This window comes from Rhizobium sp. YTUHZ045, from assembly GCF_051124255.1.
Lineage (GTDB): Bacteria > Pseudomonadota > Alphaproteobacteria > Rhizobiales > Rhizobiaceae > Rhizobium.
In genome coordinates this window covers 3,757,258-3,776,606 of the sequence record NZ_CP101432.1, presented here as the reverse complement: position 1 = coordinate 3,776,606, position 19,349 = coordinate 3,757,258, and the positions used below count along the sequence as shown (strand labels likewise).

At 61.4% G+C, this 19,349-nt stretch carries 19 protein-coding genes and 1 pseudogene; 11 read left to right on the top strand and 9 right to left on the bottom strand.

Features of this window, described 5'->3' with window-relative positions:
* Positions 1-619: 619 nt before the first annotated feature.
* Positions 620-1,783 (bottom strand): M20 aminoacylase family protein, encoded by a 1,164-nt coding sequence (locus tag NMA58_RS18640; protein ID WP_183705336.1) that lies wholly within the window; start codon positions 1,781-1,783, stop codon positions 620-622.
* A 157-nt stretch (positions 1,784-1,940) separates the two neighbouring features.
* Between NMA58_RS18640 and NMA58_RS18635 the strand changes: the two genes are divergently transcribed.
* Both NMA58_RS18635 and NMA58_RS18630 read left to right on the top strand, forming a co-directional pair.
* Positions 1,941-3,074, top strand: a complete 1,134-nt coding sequence (locus tag NMA58_RS18635) for a D-alanyl-D-alanine carboxypeptidase family protein (protein WP_085779659.1) — start codon at positions 1,941-1,943, stop codon at positions 3,072-3,074.
* Positions 3,075-3,104: 30 nt separating this feature from the next.
* On the top strand, positions 3,105-4,274 hold the full coding sequence (locus tag NMA58_RS18630) for a CobW family GTP-binding protein (protein ID WP_434711556.1): 1,170 nt from the start codon (positions 3,105-3,107) through the stop codon (positions 4,272-4,274).
* Between the two features lie 62 nt (positions 4,275-4,336).
* On the opposite strand, the gene NMA58_RS18625 is transcribed toward NMA58_RS18630, so the two are convergent.
* From NMA58_RS18625 to NMA58_RS18605, 5 genes are all read right to left on the bottom strand, one after another.
* Positions 4,337-4,561 (bottom strand): sulfurtransferase TusA family protein, encoded by a 225-nt coding sequence (locus tag NMA58_RS18625; protein ID WP_434711555.1) that lies wholly within the window; start codon positions 4,559-4,561, stop codon positions 4,337-4,339.
* A gap of 5 nt (positions 4,562-4,566) precedes the next feature.
* Complete coding sequence (locus NMA58_RS18620; RefSeq protein ID WP_434711554.1) at positions 4,567-5,793, bottom strand: L,D-transpeptidase family protein; 1,227 nt, start codon at positions 5,791-5,793, stop codon at positions 4,567-4,569.
* Positions 5,794-5,989: 196 nt separating this feature from the next.
* Positions 5,990-6,943 (bottom strand): acetyl-CoA carboxylase carboxyltransferase subunit alpha, encoded by a 954-nt coding sequence (locus tag NMA58_RS18615; RefSeq protein WP_085779655.1) that lies wholly within the window; start codon positions 6,941-6,943, stop codon positions 5,990-5,992.
* Positions 6,944-7,005: 62 nt separating this feature from the next.
* The gene (xerD, locus tag NMA58_RS18610; RefSeq protein WP_085779654.1) at positions 7,006-7,959 is read right to left on the bottom strand and encodes a site-specific tyrosine recombinase XerD; all 954 of its coding nucleotides are present in this window, start codon (positions 7,957-7,959) and stop codon (positions 7,006-7,008) included.
* 5 nt (positions 7,960-7,964) lie between these two features.
* Positions 7,965-8,141, bottom strand: a complete 177-nt coding sequence (locus NMA58_RS18605; protein WP_430959667.1) for a hypothetical protein — start codon at positions 8,139-8,141, stop codon at positions 7,965-7,967.
* Positions 8,142-8,289: 148 nt separating this feature from the next.
* Here NMA58_RS18605 and NMA58_RS18600 point away from each other — a divergent pair, with 148 nt between their 5' ends.
* The 3 genes from NMA58_RS18600 to NMA58_RS18590 are packed head-to-tail and all read left to right on the top strand — an operon-like array spanning position 8,290 to position 11,314.
* A complete protein-coding gene (locus NMA58_RS18600) occupies positions 8,290-8,877 on the top strand; it encodes a shikimate kinase (protein ID WP_085779653.1) in 588 nt (195 codons plus the stop codon).
* The gene (aroB, locus tag NMA58_RS18595) at positions 8,874-10,004 is read left to right on the top strand and encodes a 3-dehydroquinate synthase (protein WP_430959668.1); all 1,131 of its coding nucleotides are present in this window, start codon (positions 8,874-8,876) and stop codon (positions 10,002-10,004) included. The genes NMA58_RS18600 and aroB overlap by 4 nt, the downstream gene beginning before the upstream one ends.
* Positions 10,001-11,314, top strand: coding sequence for an HlyC/CorC family transporter (locus NMA58_RS18590; RefSeq protein WP_221138011.1), 1,314 nt, complete (start codon positions 10,001-10,003; stop codon positions 11,312-11,314). The genes aroB and NMA58_RS18590 overlap by 4 nt, the downstream gene beginning before the upstream one ends.
* A 47-nt stretch (positions 11,315-11,361) precedes the next feature.
* Here the strand turns inward: NMA58_RS18590 and NMA58_RS18585 are convergent, their stop codons facing one another.
* Positions 11,362-11,646, bottom strand: coding sequence for a BolA family protein (locus NMA58_RS18585; RefSeq protein WP_176536407.1), 285 nt, complete (start codon positions 11,644-11,646; stop codon positions 11,362-11,364).
* Between the two features lie 102 nt (positions 11,647-11,748).
* Between NMA58_RS18585 and NMA58_RS18580 the strand changes: the two genes are divergently transcribed.
* The 5 genes and pseudogenes from NMA58_RS18580 (at position 11,749) to NMA58_RS18560 (ending at position 17,256) form a co-directional block, all read left to right on the top strand.
* Positions 11,749-12,366: a J domain-containing protein gene (locus NMA58_RS18580; protein ID WP_085779650.1), complete on the top strand. Its 618-nt coding sequence runs from the start codon at positions 11,749-11,751 to the stop codon at positions 12,364-12,366.
* Positions 12,367-12,675: 309 nt separating this feature from the next.
* Complete coding sequence (gene cobS / locus NMA58_RS18575) at positions 12,676-13,668, top strand: cobaltochelatase subunit CobS (protein WP_064805316.1); 993 nt, start codon at positions 12,676-12,678, stop codon at positions 13,666-13,668.
* A gap of 13 nt (positions 13,669-13,681) precedes the next feature.
* Positions 13,682-15,583: a cobaltochelatase subunit CobT gene (gene cobT / locus NMA58_RS18570; RefSeq protein ID WP_434711553.1), complete on the top strand. Its 1,902-nt coding sequence runs from the start codon at positions 13,682-13,684 to the stop codon at positions 15,581-15,583.
* Positions 15,584-15,604: 21 nt separating this feature from the next.
* Positions 15,605-16,630, top strand: coding sequence for an esterase-like activity of phytase family protein (locus NMA58_RS18565; protein ID WP_434711552.1), 1,026 nt, complete (start codon positions 15,605-15,607; stop codon positions 16,628-16,630).
* A 58-nt stretch (positions 16,631-16,688) separates the two neighbouring features.
* Positions 16,689-17,256 (top strand): annotated as a pseudogene (locus NMA58_RS18560) (ATP-binding protein).
* Between the two features lie 6 nt (positions 17,257-17,262).
* Here NMA58_RS18560 and NMA58_RS18555 read toward each other — a convergent pair.
* Positions 17,263-17,898, bottom strand: coding sequence for a queuosine precursor transporter (locus tag NMA58_RS18555; RefSeq protein WP_434711551.1), 636 nt, complete (start codon positions 17,896-17,898; stop codon positions 17,263-17,265).
* A 109-nt stretch (positions 17,899-18,007) separates the two neighbouring features.
* Positions 18,008-18,304: a 50S ribosomal protein L28 gene (gene rpmB / locus NMA58_RS18550; protein ID WP_008527777.1), complete on the bottom strand. Its 297-nt coding sequence runs from the start codon at positions 18,302-18,304 to the stop codon at positions 18,008-18,010.
* 240 nt (positions 18,305-18,544) lie between these two features.
* Between rpmB and NMA58_RS18545 the strand changes: the two genes are divergently transcribed.
* Positions 18,545-19,324 carry a DUF3108 domain-containing protein gene (locus NMA58_RS18545; protein WP_430959673.1) on the top strand — a complete coding sequence of 260 codons (780 nt, stop codon included), beginning with the start codon at positions 18,545-18,547 and terminating at the stop codon, positions 19,322-19,324.
* Positions 19,325-19,349: the final 25 nt, after the last annotated feature.

The following is a 19,349-nucleotide window of genomic DNA, read 5'->3' as shown; positions in this document are numbered from 1 at the left end:
GCCCACCAAACTGACCAATTCTGCTGAAACTAAAAAAAGGGACTTACAGGCTCGGCTCAATCGGCAGAGGGAGTACGCCCCAATGCCAATCTACACAGGAAATGGTGTCCACGAGAGGATTCGAACCTCCGACCCCAGGATTCATACCACTTCGACTTTCGCCGCCGCTTCCGCGTTCGTGGTCTGGACTGTCCCTTCACCATGAGCACGAATGCTTTTAGGTGCTGCCCGTCCAGTCTCTACACACTTCCCTGAATTTCTTCAGGGCTTGGCTCGGGATTGGCATGCTGGAAGCCCAGCGAAGCGTTCCCCGACTTTGAGCAGTTAGATTGTAAGAGTTTCCTAATACAACCCCCAATTGAGGAATCCTGTGCTCTATCCTGCTGAGCTACGTGGACTTCTTCCTGTGTTTGCGGAGCCGTCGTAACTCATACCTCCGCAAATTTCAATCCGACCTCGTCGGTAAGTTTACTGGCTCCACGTTCCAGCGCGACGCAGGCCCATTTGCGCCAACAGGTAAAAATCCTCCCCTAGAAGGTGCTCTATCCTGCTGAGCTACGGGACCACTTGGATGCCATGCATACAAAAGGCTTGGCGCGAAGCCAAGCCTTAATTCTTGTCAAAGCCCGAGGCGTTGTTCGGCAAGGCGCACCCAGTAGGAGATGCCGTGGGCGATGGCTTCGTCGTTGAAGTCGTAGGCCGGGTTGTGGAGGCCGGCGCTGTCGCCGTTGCCGATGAAGATGAAGGCGCCGGGACGGGCGTTCAGCATATAGGAGAAGTCCTCGCCGCCCATCATCGGATCGATTTCGGCATTGACGTTTGCTTCGCCGGCAATGGCGCTCGCAGTGGCGACCGCGTGCTCGGTCTCATCGGGATGGTTGACGGTGACGGGATAGTTGCGGTTGAAGCTGATTTCGGCCTCGGCCCCATGAGCCGCGACCAGGCCCTCGATGATCTGCCGAAAGCGCGTCTCGGCAAGTGTGCGCATCTCAGGGTCGAGGGTGCGAACGGTGCCGGCGAAGGTCGCATCGTTCGGGATGACGTTATGGGCGAAACCGGCATTGAACTTGGTCACCGAAACGACGACCGAGCGGATCGGATCGGCAGTGCGCGAGGCGATCATCTGCAGGTTGTTGACGATCTGGGCGGCGATGGCGATCGGGTCGATCGTCCGGTGCGGCTGGGCGGCGTGGCCGCCGCGGCCCTTGATGGTGACGGTGAATTCGTCGGTTGCCGCCATGATGGCGCCCTTGCGGATCGCAAACTGTCCCACAGGCAGGCCCGGCAGGTTGTGCATGCCGTAGACTTCTTCGATCCCGAAGCGCTCCATCATGCCATCCTTGACCATCAGATTGCCGCCGCCGCCGCCTTCTTCGGCGGGCTGGAAGATGACGGCGACATTACCATTGAAATTGCGGGTTTCGGCGAGATATTTCGCGGCGCCGAGCAGCATGGCGGTGTGGCCGTCATGTCCGCAGGCATGCATCTTGCCCGGCGTCTTCGAAGCCCAGGGCTTACCGGTGATCTCAGTCAGCGGCAGGGCATCCATGTCGGCGCGCAGGCCGATCGTGCGGCGGCCTTCGCCCTTGCCCTTGATTAGTCCGACGACGCCGGTGCGGCCGATGCCGGTGACGATCTCGTCAACCCCGAAATCCTTGAGTTTCTCAGTGACGAAAGCGGCCGTGTTTTCCACCGCGAAAAGAAGCTCGGGCCGGGCATGGATATGGCGGCGCCATTCGGCGACTTCGTCCTGCAATTCGGCGGCTCTGTTCAAAATCGGCATCTTGGCGTTCCTGTTATCAAATTCCGACAATCGTTCGTCGCTTCAAATGGGCGTGAGGCCCGTGCAATTACTTCGTCAATGACCTTTGCCATGTCATAGCCATATAGGCTAGATAGATGAAGGTTGCGAGATTTTCCGGACATCTGAAGGACGAACCGTGTCGACGAGCCACTTCCGTTTGTTTGCCGCCATGCGGCCGTTTCGTTTCATGGTTGCGGCGACTGCCGCTTTTGTCGCTTCCGTTTCGCTCGTCCAGGCCAATCCGCATATTCTCGTCGACGTGCAGACAGGCCGCGTTCTCGAACACGAAGAAGCCTTCCGAAAGTGGTATCCGGCCTCACTCACCAAGCTGATGACCGTCTATACCGTCTTCGATGCGATCCGCGCCGGCCAGATCAGCCTCGATACGCCCATCGTCATGAGCAAGCGCGCCGCCGCGCAGCCGGCCGCTAAGATGTATTTCAAGCCGGGCCAGAAGCTGACGCTCGACAGTGCCTTGAAGATCCTGATGGTGAAATCGGCCAACGATATTGCTGTCGCGGTCGCAGAAGCCGTCGGCGGTACGCAGGAAGGTTTCGTGACCCGGATGAACGGCGAGGCGCTGAAGCTCGGCATGACGGATTCGCATTTCGTCAATCCGAACGGCCTGCCGGGCAAGGGGCAATATACGACGGCGCGCGACCTGGCGGTGCTGACGGTGGCGCTGCGTCGCGAGTTTCCGCAATATGCCAGCTATTTCGCACTTGAAGGCTTCACCACCGGCCAGCAGAACGTGCCGAACCTCAATATGCTGATCGGCCGCTTCGCCGGTGCCGACGGCATGAAGACCGGCTTCATCTGCGCATCGGGCTTCAACCAGATCGGTTCGGCGACGCGCAACGGCCGTACGCTTGTTTCCGTCGTGCTCGGCACGGACAGTCTCGCGGCGCGTGCCGATGCGACGGCGAATCTGTTGCAGAAGGGCTTTACCACCCAGTTTCCCGGCAATGAGACGCTGGGTTCGCTAAAGCCTTACGGACCAGGGCAAGACCAGGTGACCGACATTACAGCCGATATATGCAGCGCCAAGGGCGCCAAGATACGCAGCGAAACGCGAGACGAGGTCGGCCGCATGAAGGTGCACTCGCCCTACATTCTGGAAATGGACCACGACCCGCAATTCGTCTTCGCCGGCCTCATTCCGGGGCAGGACCCGCAGCCGTCTCAGCAGCCGGAAAAGGTGGCGACCGGCGATACGGCTGGCGGCATCGCCAACGTGCCGGTGCCGCTGCCGCGCCCGACCGCGTTTTGAGACAAGATGGGCTTCTAAGGTAAGGCAGATATGAGCGCGTTTAACGACAGGATTCCGGTCACCATCCTGACCGGCTTTCTCGGCGCCGGCAAATCGACGCTGCTGAACCGCATCCTCAAAGATCCTGACATGAAGGATGCGGCTGTCATCATCAATGAATTCGGCGATGTCGGCATCGACCATCTGCTGGTCGAAAGTTCCGGCGATTCGATCATCGAATTGTCCGACGGCTGCCTCTGCTGCACGGTGCGCGGCGAGCTTGTGGATACGCTGGCGAACCTGATGGACGCCGTCCAGACGGGCCGCGTCAAGCCGGTGAAGCGCGTCGTCATCGAAACGACCGGTCTTGCCGATCCCGCGCCCGTCATGCAGGCAATCATGGGCAATCCGGTCATCGCCACAAATTTCGAACTCGACGGCGTCGTGACGGTCGTCGATGCGGTCAATGGGCTGCAGACGCTCGACAATCACGAAGAAGCGCGCAGGCAGGCTGCGGTTGCAGACCGGCTGATCGTCTCGAAGAGGTCGATGGCCGGCGCAACGGCGGAGCTGGAACAGCGCCTGCGGACGCTCAATCCGCGCGCGGCGATGATGGATGCCGACGGCGCCGAGGCCGGCGGCGCCGCGCTCCTGGTGAACGGTCTCTACGACCCGGCAACGAAGATCGCCGATGTCGGGCGCTGGCTGCAGGACGAGGATGCGCATGAGGCGCATCATCATGATCATGACCACGATCACGATGGCCATCACCATCATCGTGATGACCACGGCCACCACCATCATGATCATGCGCAGCAGGATCCGCACGACGTCAATCGTCACGATGCCTCGATCCGGTCTTTCTCCATCGTCGAAGAAAAGCCGATTGATCCGATGGCGCTCGAAATGTTCGTCGATCTCCTGCGCTCGGCCCATGGCGAAAAGCTGTTGCGGATGAAGGCGATCGTATCCGTCTCCGACCGACCGGAACGGCCGCTGGTGCTGCAGGGCGTCCAGAGCATCTTTCACCCGCCGGTGCGGCTGCCGGCGTGGCCGAATCCGCAAGACCGGCGCACGCGCATGGTGCTGATCACTAAGGATCTGCCCGAAGCTTTCGTGAAGGATCTTTTCGACGCCTTCCTCGGCAAGCCGCGGATCGACACACCGGATCGTCAGGCGCTGTCCGACAATCCACTCGCCATTCCGGGTTTGCGCATCTAAAGGCGCGCCGCGTCGTTCTTATCGAGTCCGATTTTTCAGGCTGCTACGTCAAGTGAGATGTTTTACCGCTTGCGGATCAGGAAGCGGTGGCCGTCTTCGGTCTTTTCCGTCGCGACCAGTTCGTGACCGTCCTCATTGCAGAAATGCGGCATATCGATCACTGCCATCGGATCGCTGGTATCGACGAGGACGAGCGTGCCGCTTGTCATGGCGGCAAGCTTCCGGCGCGTCTTCATCACGGGGAGTGGGCATTTTAGGCCGCGGAGATCGTAGAGAACGGGGTTCAAGCCGTTCAGTTCCGCGCCCAGAATTTCCAGAACGGCTTCTTTGCCGCGGCGTCTGCCGTCTCCTGCGGCTCGGGCGCGGTATAGGCGAGCGGGTTCGGCATCGGCACCGGCACGACCGCAGGCGTTGCGGCGGCGACGGTCGTTGCCTGCGGCTGGGCCGGCGTTGCGGGTGTGGCGCCGGCCGCGGAGTTGGCGGTGAGGCTCTGCGTCGTGCGCTTGGCCATCAGGTCCTCGAGTTCGGCGACCTTGACCATGCGGCCGGCTTCCAGCGAGGTGCCTGTCGGCGCGAAAGCGAGTTCGCGGCCCTTGCGCAGCTTGGCGACCACGGCCTTGCGCTCGGCTTCGGACGGGTCGTACCAGGCCATGCCGTCATATTTGCTCATCGCCTTGGCATAGTCGGCGTCATAGGTCTTGCCGTAGGAGGCAAGGGCTGCCGTCAGCGCCGGCGGCGTCGACATGGCAGGGCATTTGCCGGCGGCGTTGAAGGCGCCGCCATCGGTTGCCTGCTGGTTGAAGACATATTTCTTCTCGCAGACGTTCACCTCCGGCGGGCGCTTCGTCACTTCGAAATTGTCGTAGCCGACCTTCAGCATCTTCCAGAAGTCATAGTTCGGGTCGAGGCGATGCTTGACCATGTTTTCCGCCGTCATGCGGAACGGGAAGGCCTGCAGTTGCACGGTCGACTGGCCGCCCTTGAAGGCGTCACGGGCAAAGGCATAGATCTCCAGCACCTGCTGGTCGGTCATCGAATAGCAGCCGGATGACGAGCAGGCGCCGTGGATCATCAGATCGGAACCGGTGCGGCCGTTCACTGCGTCGTAGCGGTTCGGGAAGCCGGTGTTGATCGCCAGATAATATTTGGAATTCGGGTTCAGGTTGGCGCGGGTCAGCTCGTAGAAGCCTTCCGGCGCCTGCCGGTCGCCGGTCCTGACCTTCGGACCGAGGCGGCCGGACCAGGCGCAGATCTTGTAATCGGCGATCTTGTCAAAACGGTTGTCGGTCTTCGCTTTCCAGATCTCCATTGCACCTTCTTCCTTGAAGATGCGGATCATGATGGGCGAATTGCGGTCCATGCCCTTAGCGGCCATGGCGTTGAGGATATGGGGAGGGAGCGGCTGTTCGACCTTGTTCTTGACCTTGGAAAGATCGACCTGCGCCACTTCCAGCGTATCGTTGCAGCCGGCGAGAGCCAGCGCCATGACGGAAACATAGGCAAAATGACGTATGCGCATCCAAACTAGCCCATAAAGATAGTGCGACCCGGTCCGCCTATGGAGTTCGGGCATTGGAGGGAATCATAGGCGGCTTATACTTTATAAAACCTTACCAGCCTATGACGTGCCTCGAACATCCCCGCAAGCGCGAATGTTACAGATAATATCAATGTGGCCAAGATTTGGCCCCAATCGCTGAAAAGCGCAACTTGTCTTAGAGGTTGCGGCCCATATTGAGGAATTTCTGACGCCGCTCATTGCGCAGCTGTTCGCCGGAACGCGATGCCATTTCGCCGAGCGCATTGGCGATCACGTCGCCGGTTGCGGCGATCACGCTATCGGGATCGCGATGGGCGCCGCCGAGCGGCTCGGAAATGATGCCGTCGATGACGCCGAGCGATTTCAGGTCTTCGGCGGTGATCTTCATGTTGGTCGCCGCTTCCCGGGCGCGGGTCGAATCGCGCCAGAGGATGGAGGCCGCCCCTTCCGGCGAAATGACGCTGTAGATCGAATGCTCGAGCATATAGACCCTGTTGCCGGTGGCAATTGCGATCGCGCCGCCCGAGCCGCCCTCGCCGATGACGACGGAAACGAGGGGAACCTTGACGCCGAGACACATTTCCGTCGAGCGGGCAATCGCCTCGGCCTGGCCGCGCTCCTCGGCGCCGACGCCGGGATAGGCGCCTGCCGTATCCACCAGCGAAATGACAGGCAGGCCGAAACGGTCAGCCATTTCAAGGATGCGGATCGCCTTGCGGTAGCCTTCCGGCCGGGGGCTGCCGAAATTGTGCTTCAGGCGAGTCTTGGTGTCGTTGCCCTTTTCCTGACCGATGACGGCGACCGGCTGGCCGCGGAAGCGGGCAAGGCCCGCCTGGATCGCGGCATCCTCGGAAAACTTGCGGTCGCCGGCAAGCGGGGTGAATTCCTGAAACAGCGTCTTGGCGTAATCCACGAAATGCGGGCGCTGCGGGTGGCGGGCGACCTGCGTCTTCTGCCAGGCATTGAGCTTGGAATAGATTTCGACGATCGCTTCGCGGACGCGAACCTCCAGCCTGCCGATCTCATCGGTGGTGTCGATGCTCTCGTCTTCCATTGCGAGCTTCTTCAGCTCGATGATCTTGCCTTCGAGGTCGGAGATCGGCTTTTCGAAGTCGAGATAATTGTGCATGAGGTGCGTTTCCGTTCCTTGTGCCCGGGGCGTTTTCCTGGCTCCGCCCCTTGTCGCCGGTCCTATTCGTGCTTTTTCGCCTGTTTGGCAAGGGGGTGATGCATCTGGACGAGCTGCTGCAGCCGCTCTTCGAGGACATGCGTATAGATCTGTGTGGTCGAAATGTCCGAATGGCCGAGGAGTTCCTGCACGACGCGCAGATCGGCGCCGTTGGCAAGCAGGTGGCTGGCAAAGGCGTGGCGCATGACGTGCGGCGAGATCAGCGACGGCGTCAGGCCGGCGCGGATCGCCAGGTTCTTGAGGTCGCGCGCGAAAACCTGGCGCGGCAGGTATCCCTCCTTGGAGGCGGCAGGAAAGAGCCAAGGGCTTTCCTGCGGCTCCTTCGCCGCGGCGGTCTCGGTCGCCAGTAGGCGCCCATACGATTTCAGGGCCGCGATCGCGGAGTGCGACAGCGGCACCAGCCGCTCCTTGTTGCCCTTGCCGCGGATCATCAGGAAACGGCCCTCCTGGTCAAGTACGCGGGCCGGTAGCGAGACGAGTTCGCTGACGCGCATGCCGGTGGCATAGAGCAGTTCCAACAGCGCCAGCATGCGCAGGCGCTGCAACTGGCCCGGAGCCGGATCGTCGGCCTCGGCCTGCGCTTGCGACAGCAGCCTGCCGACCTCCTCGACCCCCATCGTCTTCGGCAGCGGACGCCCCTTCTTCGGCGCATCGAGAACGCCTGTGGGGTCGTCGGTCCGCAGGCCCTCGGCATAGAGGAACTTGTAGAATTGCCGCATCGCGGCGAGCCGGCGTGCTTGCGAGGAGGGCTTGAAGCCCTGGCGGGCGAGCGAGGCGAGATAGGCGGCCAGGTCGGCGGAACCGGCTTCGGTCAACCTTATGCTGCGGCCGTTCAGGAAAGCGCTGACATCGTCGAGGTCGCGCTGGTAGGATTGCAGGGTGTTGGCGGCAGCGCCACGTTCGGCGCTCATCATTTCCAGGAAGGACTCCACGTGGACGCGGCTTAGATCCATCATCTCACTCACTTCCCGGTCGTGCCGATTGTGCCCGTCGCCGGCGGGTTGACCCGCTCGGAGGGAAGACGAATCGTCACGTCGCGCGGCTCGGGCTCGACGAAGGTCACGAGCGCCCACATCGCTCCGTAAACCGTCCCGGCGAGGATCGCGCAGAAGAACAGGAAACGGAACAGGGTCGGCATCCGGCAACTCCTTCATGCTGTGCTTCTGTTATAAGAAGCGTATTCGCAAGTGCAAGAAGCGCCATTCGAGCCATGATTCCCTTGTCCGCGACTTGACGCTCCACCTGCATTTGTCGATACGGTTTGCAAACAAAGTGTGAATGGACCGATGAGTGAACCACTGCTGACCGTTGCTGACAGCCTGAAAGACAGAGCTCGCGCTGCGCTCGGTTCACGCAATCTGATCCTCGTCGGCCTGATGGGCGCCGGGAAATCCTCCGTCGGGCGCATCGTCGCCAGCCAACTCGGCATTCCCTTCATCGACAGCGATCATGAGATCGAGCGGGTGTCGCGCATGACCATTGCCGAACTTTTCGCAGCCTATGGCGAGGAAGAGTTCCGGGCGCTGGAAACGCGAGTGATGAAGCGGCTCCTGAAGAGCGGACCGCGCGTCGTCTCCACCGGCGGCGGCGCCTTCATCAATGACCGCACCCGCAGGCATATAAAAAAGGGCGGGCTGTCGATCTGGCTGAAGGCTGATCTCGACGTGCTTTGGGAGCGGGTCAACAAGCGTGACACGCGGCCGCTGCTCAAGACCGAAAATCCCAAGCAGACCCTCGAAAATCTGATGAAGGCGCGTTACCCGATCTATGCGCAGGCAGACCTCACCATACTCTCGCGTGATGTGCGCAAGGAAATCATGGCGGACGAGGTGCTGAAGGCCGTGGTCGAACAGAAAGAAAGTGCAGCGTCATGAATGCGATAAGCTCCACCTCATCAGTCCAGACGGTGCATGTGCCGCTCGGCGAGCGCGCCTATGACATCCTGATCGGGCCAGGGCTGATTGCGCGGGCCGGCGCCGAGATCGCCTCGCGTCTCAAAGGCCGCAAGGCGGCCATCATCACCGACGAAAACGTCGCTCCGCTCTATCTCGAGGCCGTCGTCGCGAGCCTCAATGCGGCAGGTATCGTCTCGGCCGAGGTCGTGCTGCCGCCCGGCGAAAAGACGAAGAGCTTCGAACATCTCATTGATGTCTGCGACAAGGTGCTCGAAGCCAGGGTCGAGCGCAACGACTGCGTGATCGCGCTCGGCGGCGGCGTCATCGGTGACCTCTCGGGTTTTGCCGCCGGCATCGTCCGCCGCGGCGTGCGCTTCGTGCAAGTGCCGACTTCGCTGCTGGCGCAGGTCGATTCCTCCGTCGGCGGCAAGACCGGCATCAATTCTCGCCACGGCAAGAACCTGATCGGCGTCTTCCATCAGCCGGACCTGGTCCTGGCCGATACGGATGTGCTGAATACGCTGAGCGGGCGGGAATTCCGCGCAGGCTACGCCGAGGTCGCAAAGTATGGGCTGATCGACAAGCCGGATTTCTTTGCCTGGCTGGAAGCGAACTGGAAGTCGGTGTTTACGGGCGGCTCGGCCCGCATCGAGGCCATCGCTGCCAGCTGCCAGGCGAAAGCCGATGTCGTCGTTGCCGACGAGCGGGAAACCGGCCAGCGGGCGCTGCTCAATCTCGGCCATACGTTCGGGCATGCGCTGGAAGCGGCGACCGCTTATGACAGCCGCCGCCTGGTGCACGGTGAGGGCGTGTCGATCGGCATGGTGCTGGCGCATGAATTTTCCGCACGAATGAACTTTGCGAGCCCGGACGATGCGCAGCGCGTCGAGCGGCATCTGAAGGAAGTCGGCCTGCCGACCCGCATGGCGGATATCATGGGCGAGCTGCCGCCGGCTGAATCGCTGATGGATGCGATCGCGCAGGACAAAAAGGTCAAGAGCGGCAAGCTCACCTTCATCCTGACGCGCGGCATCGGTCAGTCCTTCGTCGCCGACGATGTTCCGGCATCCGAAGTGCTCAGTTTTCTCCGGGAAAAACATCCTTGACGACGATCGAAGGCGCTTTGGCGTTTCTTGCGACCTACTGGCCGGAGATCCTTTCGATCACGGCGCTCGTGCTGACGTCCGCCTTTTTCTCCGGCACGGAGACGGCGCTCACCGCCGTTTCGCGCAGCCGCATTCATACGCTTGAGGTCAACGGCGATGAACGCGCCGGCCTCGTCAGGCAGTTGATCGAACGGCGCGACCGGCTGATCGGTACGCTGCTGATCGGCAACAATCTTGCCAACATCCTCTCTTCCTCGATCGCCACCAGCCTTTTTCTCGGGCTGTTCGGCAGTTCGGGTGTGGCGCTGGCGACGCTCGCCATGACCATCATCCTCGTCATCTTCGCGGAGGTGCTGCCGAAGAGCTGGGCGATCTCGGCGCCGGAACGCTTCGCGCTCGCCGTCGCATTTCCCACCAGATTGTTCGTCGCCATCGTCGGCCCGGTGTCCTCCTTCGTCAATGCGGTTGTGCGACAGATCCTGGCGCTGTTCGGCATCAATCTTTCGCGGGAAGTTTCGATGCTGACGGCGCATGAGGAGCTGCGCGGCGCCGTCGATCTGCTGCACCGCGAGGGATCGGTGGTGAAGGCCGACCGCGATCGCCTCGGCGGCGTGCTCGACCTCAGCCAGCTGGAGCTATCAGACATCATGGTCCACCGCACCAAGATGCGGGCGATCAATGCCGACGATCCGCCGGAAGCGGTGGTGCGCGCCATTCTTGAAAGTCCCTATACGCGCATGCCGTTGTGGCGCGGCACGATCGACAACATCATCGGCGTCGTCCACGCCAAGGATCTTCTGCGGGCACTGGCCGAGCCGAACATGGAGCCGCAGAATCTCGATATCGTGAAGATCGCGCAGAAGCCGTGGTTCGTGCCCGACAGCACCAATCTTGAGGACCAGCTCAACGCTTTTCTGCGCCGCAAGCAGCATTTCGCCGTCGTCGTCGACGAATATGGCGAGGTGCAGGGCATCGTCACGCTGGAGGATATTCTCGAGGAAATCGTCGGCGACATTTCCGACGAGCACGATATCGAGATGCAGGGCGTGCGTCAGGAAGCGGACGGCTCTGTCGTCGTCGATGGCAGCGTGCCGATCCGCGATCTCAACCGCGCGCTCGACTGGAACCTGCCCGACGAGGAGGCGACGACCATCGCCGGCCTCGTCATCCATGAATCGATGACCATCCCGGAAGAGCGTCAGGCTTTTACCTTCTACGGCAAACGTTTCGTCGTGATGAAGCGGGAGAAGAACCGCATCACCAAGCTGCGCATCCGCCCCGCGCAGGAAGACGACACAAAACCGGTGTGATCCGGTTGGATTGCCTGCGCCTTATACCCATATAGGCTGCTGTGCCGCTACCAGCGGGTGGGTTCACCAGGTGCCGCTGGTTCGACGGCCAGCGCGTGCAGGCCGGCATCGAGCTCCGGTTTCAACAGATCGGTGATCGCCCGGTGGCGCGCCAGGCGGGAGAGGCCGGCAAATTTAGTCGAAACGATCCTCACCCGCATGTGGGTTTCGCCGGTGCCCGTGATGTCAGGCTGGTGGCCGGCATGCAGATGGCTTTCGTCGATGACGCTCAAGCGTTCGGGCGCGAAGGCTTCGATAAGTTTTTCTTCGATGCGGGTCCGCAGGGTCATCATCCGGTCTTGCTGCTTCGCGAAAAGGGTTCCCACCAAGCCAGCAACATTCCCATTTGTCAATTCTTGTTGTCGCCTCGCGACAGCCCCATAATTAGCGCCGCCATGAGACTTGATTCAAAATACTTCGATCGCATCCGCACACGCCGCAAACGCGAGCAGGAGACAGAGCAGGCGCCGCCTACCTGTCAATGGGACGGCTGCGATAAGAAAGGTGCGCATCGCGCTCCTGTCGGACGCAATGCGGAAGGCCAGTTCTTTTTGTTCTGCTTCGAGCACGTCAAGGAATACAATAAGGGCTATAATTATTTCTCCGGCCTTTCGGACGGCGAGATCGCGCGCTACCAGAAAGAGGCGATCACCGGCCATCGACCGACATGGACCGTCGGCGTCAATAAGTCGGCCAAGGACAGCCCGTTGCATTCCGAGGTGCGCTCCGGCGCCTACTCGCGCGTTCGCGATCCCTTCGGCTTCGTCAAGGAAGGCGGCAAGGGCAGCGGGCCGCGCTTTCCCCAGGCGCGCAAGCTGAAATCGCTCGAAAGCAAAGCCTTCGACACGATGGGTCTCCACGCCAATGCGACCTCGGCGGAGATCAAGAGCCGCTACAAGGAGCTGGTCAAGAAGCACCATCCGGATGCCAATGGCGGCGACCGCGGCTCGGAAGAGCGTTTCCGCGCCGTCATCCAGGCGTATCAATTGTTGAAGCAGAACGGTTTTTGTTAATTCCCGTCCTTGCTCTTGGGCTTCAATCGGGTATGGTCCAAATCGGCTGAGGCCGCAGGCAAACGCGGCTCCTATCTGCGTGTTTTCCCGACATCGCCTCGGCCGACCTTCCGGACGCGGCGTTTCTTGTCCGGGACTCTTTCAAGAATGCTCGCACGCGGTCATCATCCCGCCGAGGTTTCGTTTCAGTCCCGGAGAAGTATCGCCGACGTTCCGACCTGGACGGGCGCGGAATAAAATCGCGGCGTCACGGTTGCGACATGGCCTGAGACAGTTTGGCCGGGTGGCTTCACCCGCCTTGGAGACATGATGAGCAAGATCGACCTCGATATTTCAGAACTGCCCGACACTACCGTTTCGGTCCGCGAGACCTTCGGCATCGATTCCGACATCCGCGTTCCTGCCTACAGCAAGGGTGACGCCTATGTGCCGGATCTCGATCCCGACTACCTGTTCGACCGCGAGACGACGCTCGCCATTCTCGCAGGCTTCGCGCATAACCGCCGCGTGATGATCTCCGGCTATCACGGCACGGGCAAATCCTCGCATATCGAGCAGGTGGCGGCGCGCATCAACTGGCCCTGCGTGCGCATCAACCTCGACAGCCATGTCAGCCGTATCGATCTCGTCGGCAAAGACGCGATCGTCGTCAAGGACGGGCTGCAGGTCACCGAGTTCAAGGACGGCATCCTGCCTTGGGCCTATCAGCACAATGTCGCGCTCGTCTTCGACGAATATGATGCCGGCCGTCCCGACGTGATGTTCGTCATTCAGCGCGTCCTGGAATCGTCAGGCCGCCTGACACTGCTCGACCAGAGCCGCGTCATCCGGCCGCACCCGGCCTTCCGTCTGTTTGCGACCGCGAACACCATCGGCCTCGGTGACACCACCGGCCTCTATCACGGCACGCAGCAGATCAACCAGGCACAGATGGACCGCTGGTCGATCGTGACGACGCTGAACTACCTGCCGCATGATCACGAAGTGAATATCGTCGCCGCCAAGGTGAAGAGCTTCGGCAAGGACAGGGAAGGGCGTGAGATCGTCTCGAAGATGGTCCGCGTCGCCGATCTCACGCGCGCCGCCTTCATGAACGGCGATCTTTCGACCGTCATGAGCCCGCGCACGGTCATCACCTGGGCCGAGAATGCCGAAATCTTCGGCGATCTCGCCTTTGCCTTCCGCGTCACCTTCCTCAACAAGTGCGACGAGTTGGAGCGCCCGCTGGTCGCCGAGCACTATCAGCGCGCCTTCGGCGTGGAGCTGAAGGAAAGTGCTGCCAACATCGTCCTCGGAGCCTGAGGCCCGACCGATCATGGCAGCTCGCGGTGACAATTCGAAAGCAAAGCCCGGTGCGCCCGTCGACGTCGAGCCGTTGCGCCGGGCGATATCCGGCTGCGTCCGCTCGATCGCCGGCGACGGCGATGTCGAGGTGACCTTCGCCAACGAACGGCCTGGTATGACCGGCGAGCGCATCCGGCTGCCGGAGCTTTCCAAACGGCCGACGGCGCATGAGCTGGCGGTCACCCGCGGGCTAGGCGATTCCATGGCATTGCGCCTCGCCTGCCATGACGAGAAGATGCATACGACAATGGCGCCGCAGGGCTCCGACGCCCGGGCGATCTTCGATGCGGTCGAGCAGGCGCGTGTCGAATCGATCGGGACGCTGCGCATGGAGGGCGTGGCGGCGAACCTGCGTTCCATGACGGAAGAGAAATATGCCAAGGCGAATTTCACCGGCATCGAGCGCCAGGAAGACGCGCCGATCGGCGAAGCCGTCGCCATGATGGTGCGCGAGAAGCTGACCGGCCAGCGTCCGCCCGCCTCCGCCGGCAAGGTGCTCGATCTCTGGCGCGGTTTCATCGAAGACAAGGCGGGGGCTGAACTCGGTAACCTGTCGGGTGCGATAAACGACCAGCAGGCCTTCGCCAAGGTCGTCCGCAACATGCTGTCGGCGATGGAAATGGCCGAGGAGTATGGCGACGACGACAGCGAAGCTGACAATGACGATCAGTCGGAGCAGGAAGACCAGCCGAGCGGCGAGGAGCAGGACCAGGACGAGGTCGACGAGGATGCCGGCACCGATGCCGCCCCGGTCGAGGACAGCGAGGTTTCCGACGAGCAGATGGAGGACGGCGAGACTGAAGGCGCCGAAATCTCCGACGACGACATGATGGAAGAGGGCGAGGACGATTCGGAAACGCCTGGCGAGACCCGCCGCCCGAATACGCCTTTTGCCGATTTCAACGAAAAGGTCGATTATCACGTCTATACCGAAGAGTTCGACGAGATCATCACCGCTGAGGAACTCTGCGACGCCGCCGAGCTGGAGCGCCTGCGCGCCTTTCTCGACAAGCAACTGGCGCATCTGCAGGGCGCGGTCGGGCGCTTGGCCAACCGGCTGCAGCGCCGCCTGATGGCACAGCAGAACCGCTCCTGGGATTTCGATCTGGAGGAGGGCTATCTTGATACGGCGCGGCTACAGCGCATCATCATCGACCCGATGCAGCCGCTCTCCTTCAAGATGGAGCGGGACACGCAGTTCCGCGATACGGTCGTCACCCTGCTCATCGACAATTCCGGCTCCATGCGCGGCAGGCCGATCACGGTAGCCGCTACCTGCGCCGACATTCTCGCCCGCACGCTGGAGCGCTGCGGCGTTAAGGTCGAGATTCTCGGCTTCACCACGAAAGCCTGGAAGGGCGGGCAGTCGCGTGAAACCTGGCTTGCCGGCGGCAAGCCGCAGACGCCGGGTCGTCTCAACGACCTTCGCCACATTGTCTACAAATCGGCCGACGCGCCGTGGCGGCGGGCACGCGCCAATCTCGGGCTGATGATGCGCGAAGGCCTGCTCAAGGAAAACATCGACGGCGAGGCGCTGATCTGGGCGCATAACCGCCTGCTCGCCCGCCGTGAACAGCGCCGCATTCTGATGATGATCTCGGACGGCGCGCCGGTCGACGATTCGACGCTGTCCGTCAATCCGGGCAATTATCTCGAGCGGCATCTGCGCGCCGTCATCGAGCAGATCGAGACGCGCTCGCCCGTCGAACTGCTGGCAATCGGCATCGGTCACGATGTAACGCGCTACTATCGCCGCGCCGTGACGATCGTCGATGCGGACGAGCTTGCAGGCGCGATGACCGAACAGCTCGCCTCGCTCTTCGAAGATCAATCCGCCCAGCCTCGCGGCGGCCGGTTACGCCGTGCCGGCTGACGCGGGAAGGAAACATATCGAATGATGGTCAAGCGCCTGTGCCGCGCGGCATCGATCTCGCTCTGCCTGGTAGGGGGAGCTTCCGCGGCGATGGCCGGCGACGAAATACCCATAATTAGCCGGCAAATTACCGATTACAGGATCGGATCGTCGGAGACGACGTTCGGCTCGCTGGAATTCCTCGGCGGGCTGGAGATGGTTTCCAGCCGAGCGTTGTTCGGCTCGCTTTCCTCCATCCGTTTCCGTCAGGACCAGAAACACTTCATCGTCGTGCTCGATACCGGCCAGTGGCTGACCGGCAGCATCGAGCGCGATGCGAGGGGCAGGCTTTCAGGCCTTTCTCAGGTCGAGATCACCCCGATGAAGAACCGCGCCGGCCGCAGCCTCGAGGGCAAGGGCTATATGGATGCCGAGGGCGTGGCGCTCGATGGCGACCGGATATTGGTCTCTTTCGAGCAAAATCATCGCGTCGACGTTTATCCCGATCCCGGCTTTGCCGCATCGCGCGCGACCGCTACCCTGCCGATCCTCATCTCGCGCAAGATGCTGAGCGACAATCGCGGTATCGAAACCATAGCCGTGGCACCCGCCTCCAGTCCGTTGAAGAGCGGCGTGGTCATCGTCTCCGAGCGCGGTCTCGACAGCGAGGGCAATCGGATGGCGGCTATTCTCAGCGGCCCGCTGAAAGGGCTGTTCTCGATCAAACGCGATGGCAGCTTCGACGTCACCGACGGTGCTTTCCTGCCGGACGGCGACCTGCTGCTCCTGGAGCGGCGCTTCAACATGGCCGAAGGCATCGGCATGCGGCTTCGGCGCATCAAAGGCGCCGATATCCGGCCGCAGGCCGTCGTTGATGGCGAGTTGCTGCTCGAAGGCAATTTCAACTCGCAGATCGACAATATGGAAGGGCTTGACGTGTTTCAGGCCGCCGACGGCACGACCCATATCATCATGGTGTCGGACGACAACCATTCGATCCTGCAGCGCAATCTGATGCTGGAATTCCGGCTCTCCGATAGCCGCATGCTCAGCGCGGCGTCAGATTGACGTCACATGTCCCGGCTATGCCATTGTTGCGTCGAGAGCAGCTTTCGGAGGGACAATCATGGTGCATATTCATATCATGGGTGCATCCGGTTCCGGCACGACTTCGCTCGGTCATACGCTTGCCGAACGGCTCGATATCGCCCATCTCGATACTGACGATTTCTTCTGGCTGCCGACCGACCCGCCATTCACGACGCCGCGTGACGCCGACGAACGCATTCGGCTGCTGCTTGCAGAAGCGGCACGGCATGACGGCTGGGGTCCTCTCCGGATCGGCGCTGAAATGGGCGAGGCCGATCGAGCCGTTCTATGATCTGATCGTGTTTCTCAGGATCGAGCCGGAGCTGCGGATGGCGCGGATCCGCGCGCGGGAGATTGCCCGCTACGGAGACAGGATCGGGCCTGGCGGTGACATGGAAATCAAAAGCGGGGAATTCATGGAATGGGCGGCAAGTTACGACACGGCCGGTCCGGAACGCCGCAGTCTTGCAGCGCATGAGCAATGGCTAGAAACGCAGACGGCCCCGGTCCTGCGGCTTGATTCGTCACGAGAGATCGATGATCTGGCTGCAGAGGTTCTGCTGCATCCCGCAATCGCCGCCGGCGCGGTCCGGCAGCGCCGTTGAAAGGCTTTAGCTGACGCGTGCGGGCTGCATCGGCCGCAGCACGTTCATCAGCGCGCCATAAGGCAGCAGCATCACGAGGCCGACGATCATCTTGACGGCGAAATCGCCGATCGCCCAGGAAATCCAGCGCGGGGCCTCTATGGCGAAGATGCCGAGGACAGGAGCTGCTTCGAGCGCAAAGGGCTCGTTCGGGCCGAGGAAGACGAAAAACGCGGCAAAGGACAACGAGAAGAACATCACCGTGTCGAGCGCCGAGCCGATCAGCGAGCCCAAGAGCGGCGCGCGCCACCAGGCCTGGCGGCGAAGGCGGTTGAAGACGGCGATATCGAGCAACTGACCGGCGAGATAGGCCGAGCCGGAGGCGATGGCGATGCGGTGCACCGAGGTGAAGAAGGACAGCGTCACGCCGACGACGAAGCCGGCAAAAACGACCTTGCGGGCTGCCCGCGGGCCGAACTGACGATTGGTCAGATCGGTGATCAGGAAGGCGATCGGATAGGAGAAGGCGCCCCAGGTCAGGATGTCGGCCAAGTTGATGCCCGCGACTTCGGCGTTCAGCGGAAACTGGACGAGGAAGTTGGAGGCGACGACGACAAGCGTCATCAGTGCGACATAGGCAAGCGTATAGCGGGTCTTCAGCATTTTTTTATCCTGGGTGATGCCACCAGTTGGAGTGCCTAGGCAAAGCAAAAGGCTTGTCCGGCATCATCCGTTCAAGCCTTTTGAAGCCGTATGAAAGAAGGTCAGAAGCTTACGCAGCAGCGGCTTCGGCGGTCTTCTTGACGATCTGACGGCGCAGCAGGCGCGCGCGCATCGACAGTTCGTTTTCGCTTGCCTTGATCAGGAAGGCATCGAGGCCGCCACGATGTTCGACGGAGCGAAGAGCCGCAGCCGAAACGCGAAGACGATAACGCTGGTTGAGAGCGTCGGAAATCAGCGTTACCTGGCACAGGTTCGGCAGGAACCGGCGCTTGGTCTTGTTGTTGGCATGGCTGACATTGTTACCAGTCAGGACGGCCTTGCCGGTCAATTCGCACACGCGGGACATTGAACACCTATTCTTGTTTTTCTCGGGCCATCGAATTGCTATCCCCGGCAAAACCGGGCTCGCAATCCAACAGGCATGATTGGAAAGTTGCGGTTCTATAGTCAGAGAGGCTGCGCGCGTCAAGCCAAACCTTGGCCTTTCCCGCAATTCTGTCAAAAAGCTGCTGTTTTCTTCTCTTTACGGCAGGAGTATAGAGCGTTCGGCAGGGCTGCCGGCGCGCGGCAAGACAAGGCTTCACTCATGGCTCATTCGGGCAGACGCATTTTCATTTCGGCCATCGCCGCACTCCTTGCCATACCGGCATCGGCGGCCGAAATCCAGCATCAGACCGTCTATCGGGTGACGCTTGCCGGCCTGCCGATCGCGCGTGCGGCGTTTCTGACGCAGATCGAGGACGATCACTCTTACAAGATTGCCGGCGATATCAAATCCGCCGGGCTTGCCGATCTCGTCAAGACGATCTCGGCAAAGACCAGCGTCACCGGCGTCGTCCGTAACGATCGGCTGCAGGCGCTGAAATATTCGCTCTATTACAAGAGCGGCAAGAAGGCCCGCGTCTACGAGGTCAGCTACCGCAACGGTAACATCATCTCGGCAACGACGACGCCGCCGCCGAAACGGCCGAAGAACTGGATCGACGTCACGCCGGGCGACATGCGTTCGGTGCTCGATCCGATCTCGGGCCTTGTTTTCACCGGGGATACCAAGGTCTGCGCGCAGACGCTGCCGATCTTCGACGGTGAGACGCGCATGGACCTCGTGCTTTCGCCGAAAGGCGACGAGGATTTTTCGACCGACGGCTTCAAGGGCAAGGCGGTCGTCTGCGGCGTGCGCTTCGTGCCGCGCTCCGGCTACAAAAAAGGCCGCAAGGACATCGACTATCTCAGCAAGAGCGACCGCATGGAGATCTGGTTTGCCAAGTCGGAGGCGGCCAATGTATATGCTCCGGTCTATGTGCGCATTCCCACGGAATATGGAATGGTGACGATCACTGCCGTCAAATATGGCAGTGTCAGCTGACGGAGCTTTCGCCTCCGTGAAGGGG

What these genes read in the sequence shown, in the direction of transcription:
- NMA58_RS18630 (WP_434711556.1), top strand. Translation starts at nt 3,105, where the DNA reads ATGAGCGCGTTTAACGACAGGATTCCGGTCACCATCCTGACCGGCTTT.
- NMA58_RS18605 (WP_430959667.1), bottom strand. Translation starts at nt 8,141, where the DNA reads ATGCCGACCCTGTTCCGTTTCCTGTTCTTCTGCGCGATCCTCGCCGGG.
- NMA58_RS18640 (WP_183705336.1), bottom strand. Translation starts at nt 1,783, where the DNA reads ATGCCGATTTTGAACAGAGCCGCCGAATTGCAGGACGAAGTCGCCGAA.
- aroB (WP_430959668.1), top strand. Translation starts at nt 8,874, where the DNA reads ATGAATGCGATAAGCTCCACCTCATCAGTCCAGACGGTGCATGTGCCG.
- NMA58_RS18545 (WP_430959673.1), top strand. Translation starts at nt 18,545, where the DNA reads ATGGCTCATTCGGGCAGACGCATTTTCATTTCGGCCATCGCCGCACTC.
- NMA58_RS18600 (WP_085779653.1), top strand. Translation starts at nt 8,290, where the DNA reads ATGAGTGAACCACTGCTGACCGTTGCTGACAGCCTGAAAGACAGAGCT.
- NMA58_RS18565 (WP_434711552.1), top strand. Translation starts at nt 15,605, where the DNA reads ATGATGGTCAAGCGCCTGTGCCGCGCGGCATCGATCTCGCTCTGCCTG.
- NMA58_RS18620 (WP_434711554.1), bottom strand. Translation starts at nt 5,793, where the DNA reads ATGCGCATACGTCATTTTGCCTATGTTTCCGTCATGGCGCTGGCTCTC.
- NMA58_RS18585 (WP_176536407.1), bottom strand. Translation starts at nt 11,646, where the DNA reads ATGATGACCCTGCGGACCCGCATCGAAGAAAAACTTATCGAAGCCTTC.
- NMA58_RS18580 (WP_085779650.1), top strand. Translation starts at nt 11,749, where the DNA reads ATGAGACTTGATTCAAAATACTTCGATCGCATCCGCACACGCCGCAAA.
- cobS (WP_064805316.1), top strand. Translation starts at nt 12,676, where the DNA reads ATGAGCAAGATCGACCTCGATATTTCAGAACTGCCCGACACTACCGTT.
- cobT (WP_434711553.1), top strand. Translation starts at nt 13,682, where the DNA reads ATGGCAGCTCGCGGTGACAATTCGAAAGCAAAGCCCGGTGCGCCCGTC.
- NMA58_RS18555 (WP_434711551.1), bottom strand. Translation starts at nt 17,898, where the DNA reads ATGCTGAAGACCCGCTATACGCTTGCCTATGTCGCACTGATGACGCTT.
- NMA58_RS18615 (WP_085779655.1), bottom strand. Translation starts at nt 6,943, where the DNA reads ATGCACAATTATCTCGACTTCGAAAAGCCGATCTCCGACCTCGAAGGC.
- xerD (WP_085779654.1), bottom strand. Translation starts at nt 7,959, where the DNA reads ATGATGGATCTAAGCCGCGTCCACGTGGAGTCCTTCCTGGAAATGATG.
- rpmB (WP_008527777.1), bottom strand. Translation starts at nt 18,304, where the DNA reads ATGTCCCGCGTGTGCGAATTGACCGGCAAGGCCGTCCTGACTGGTAAC.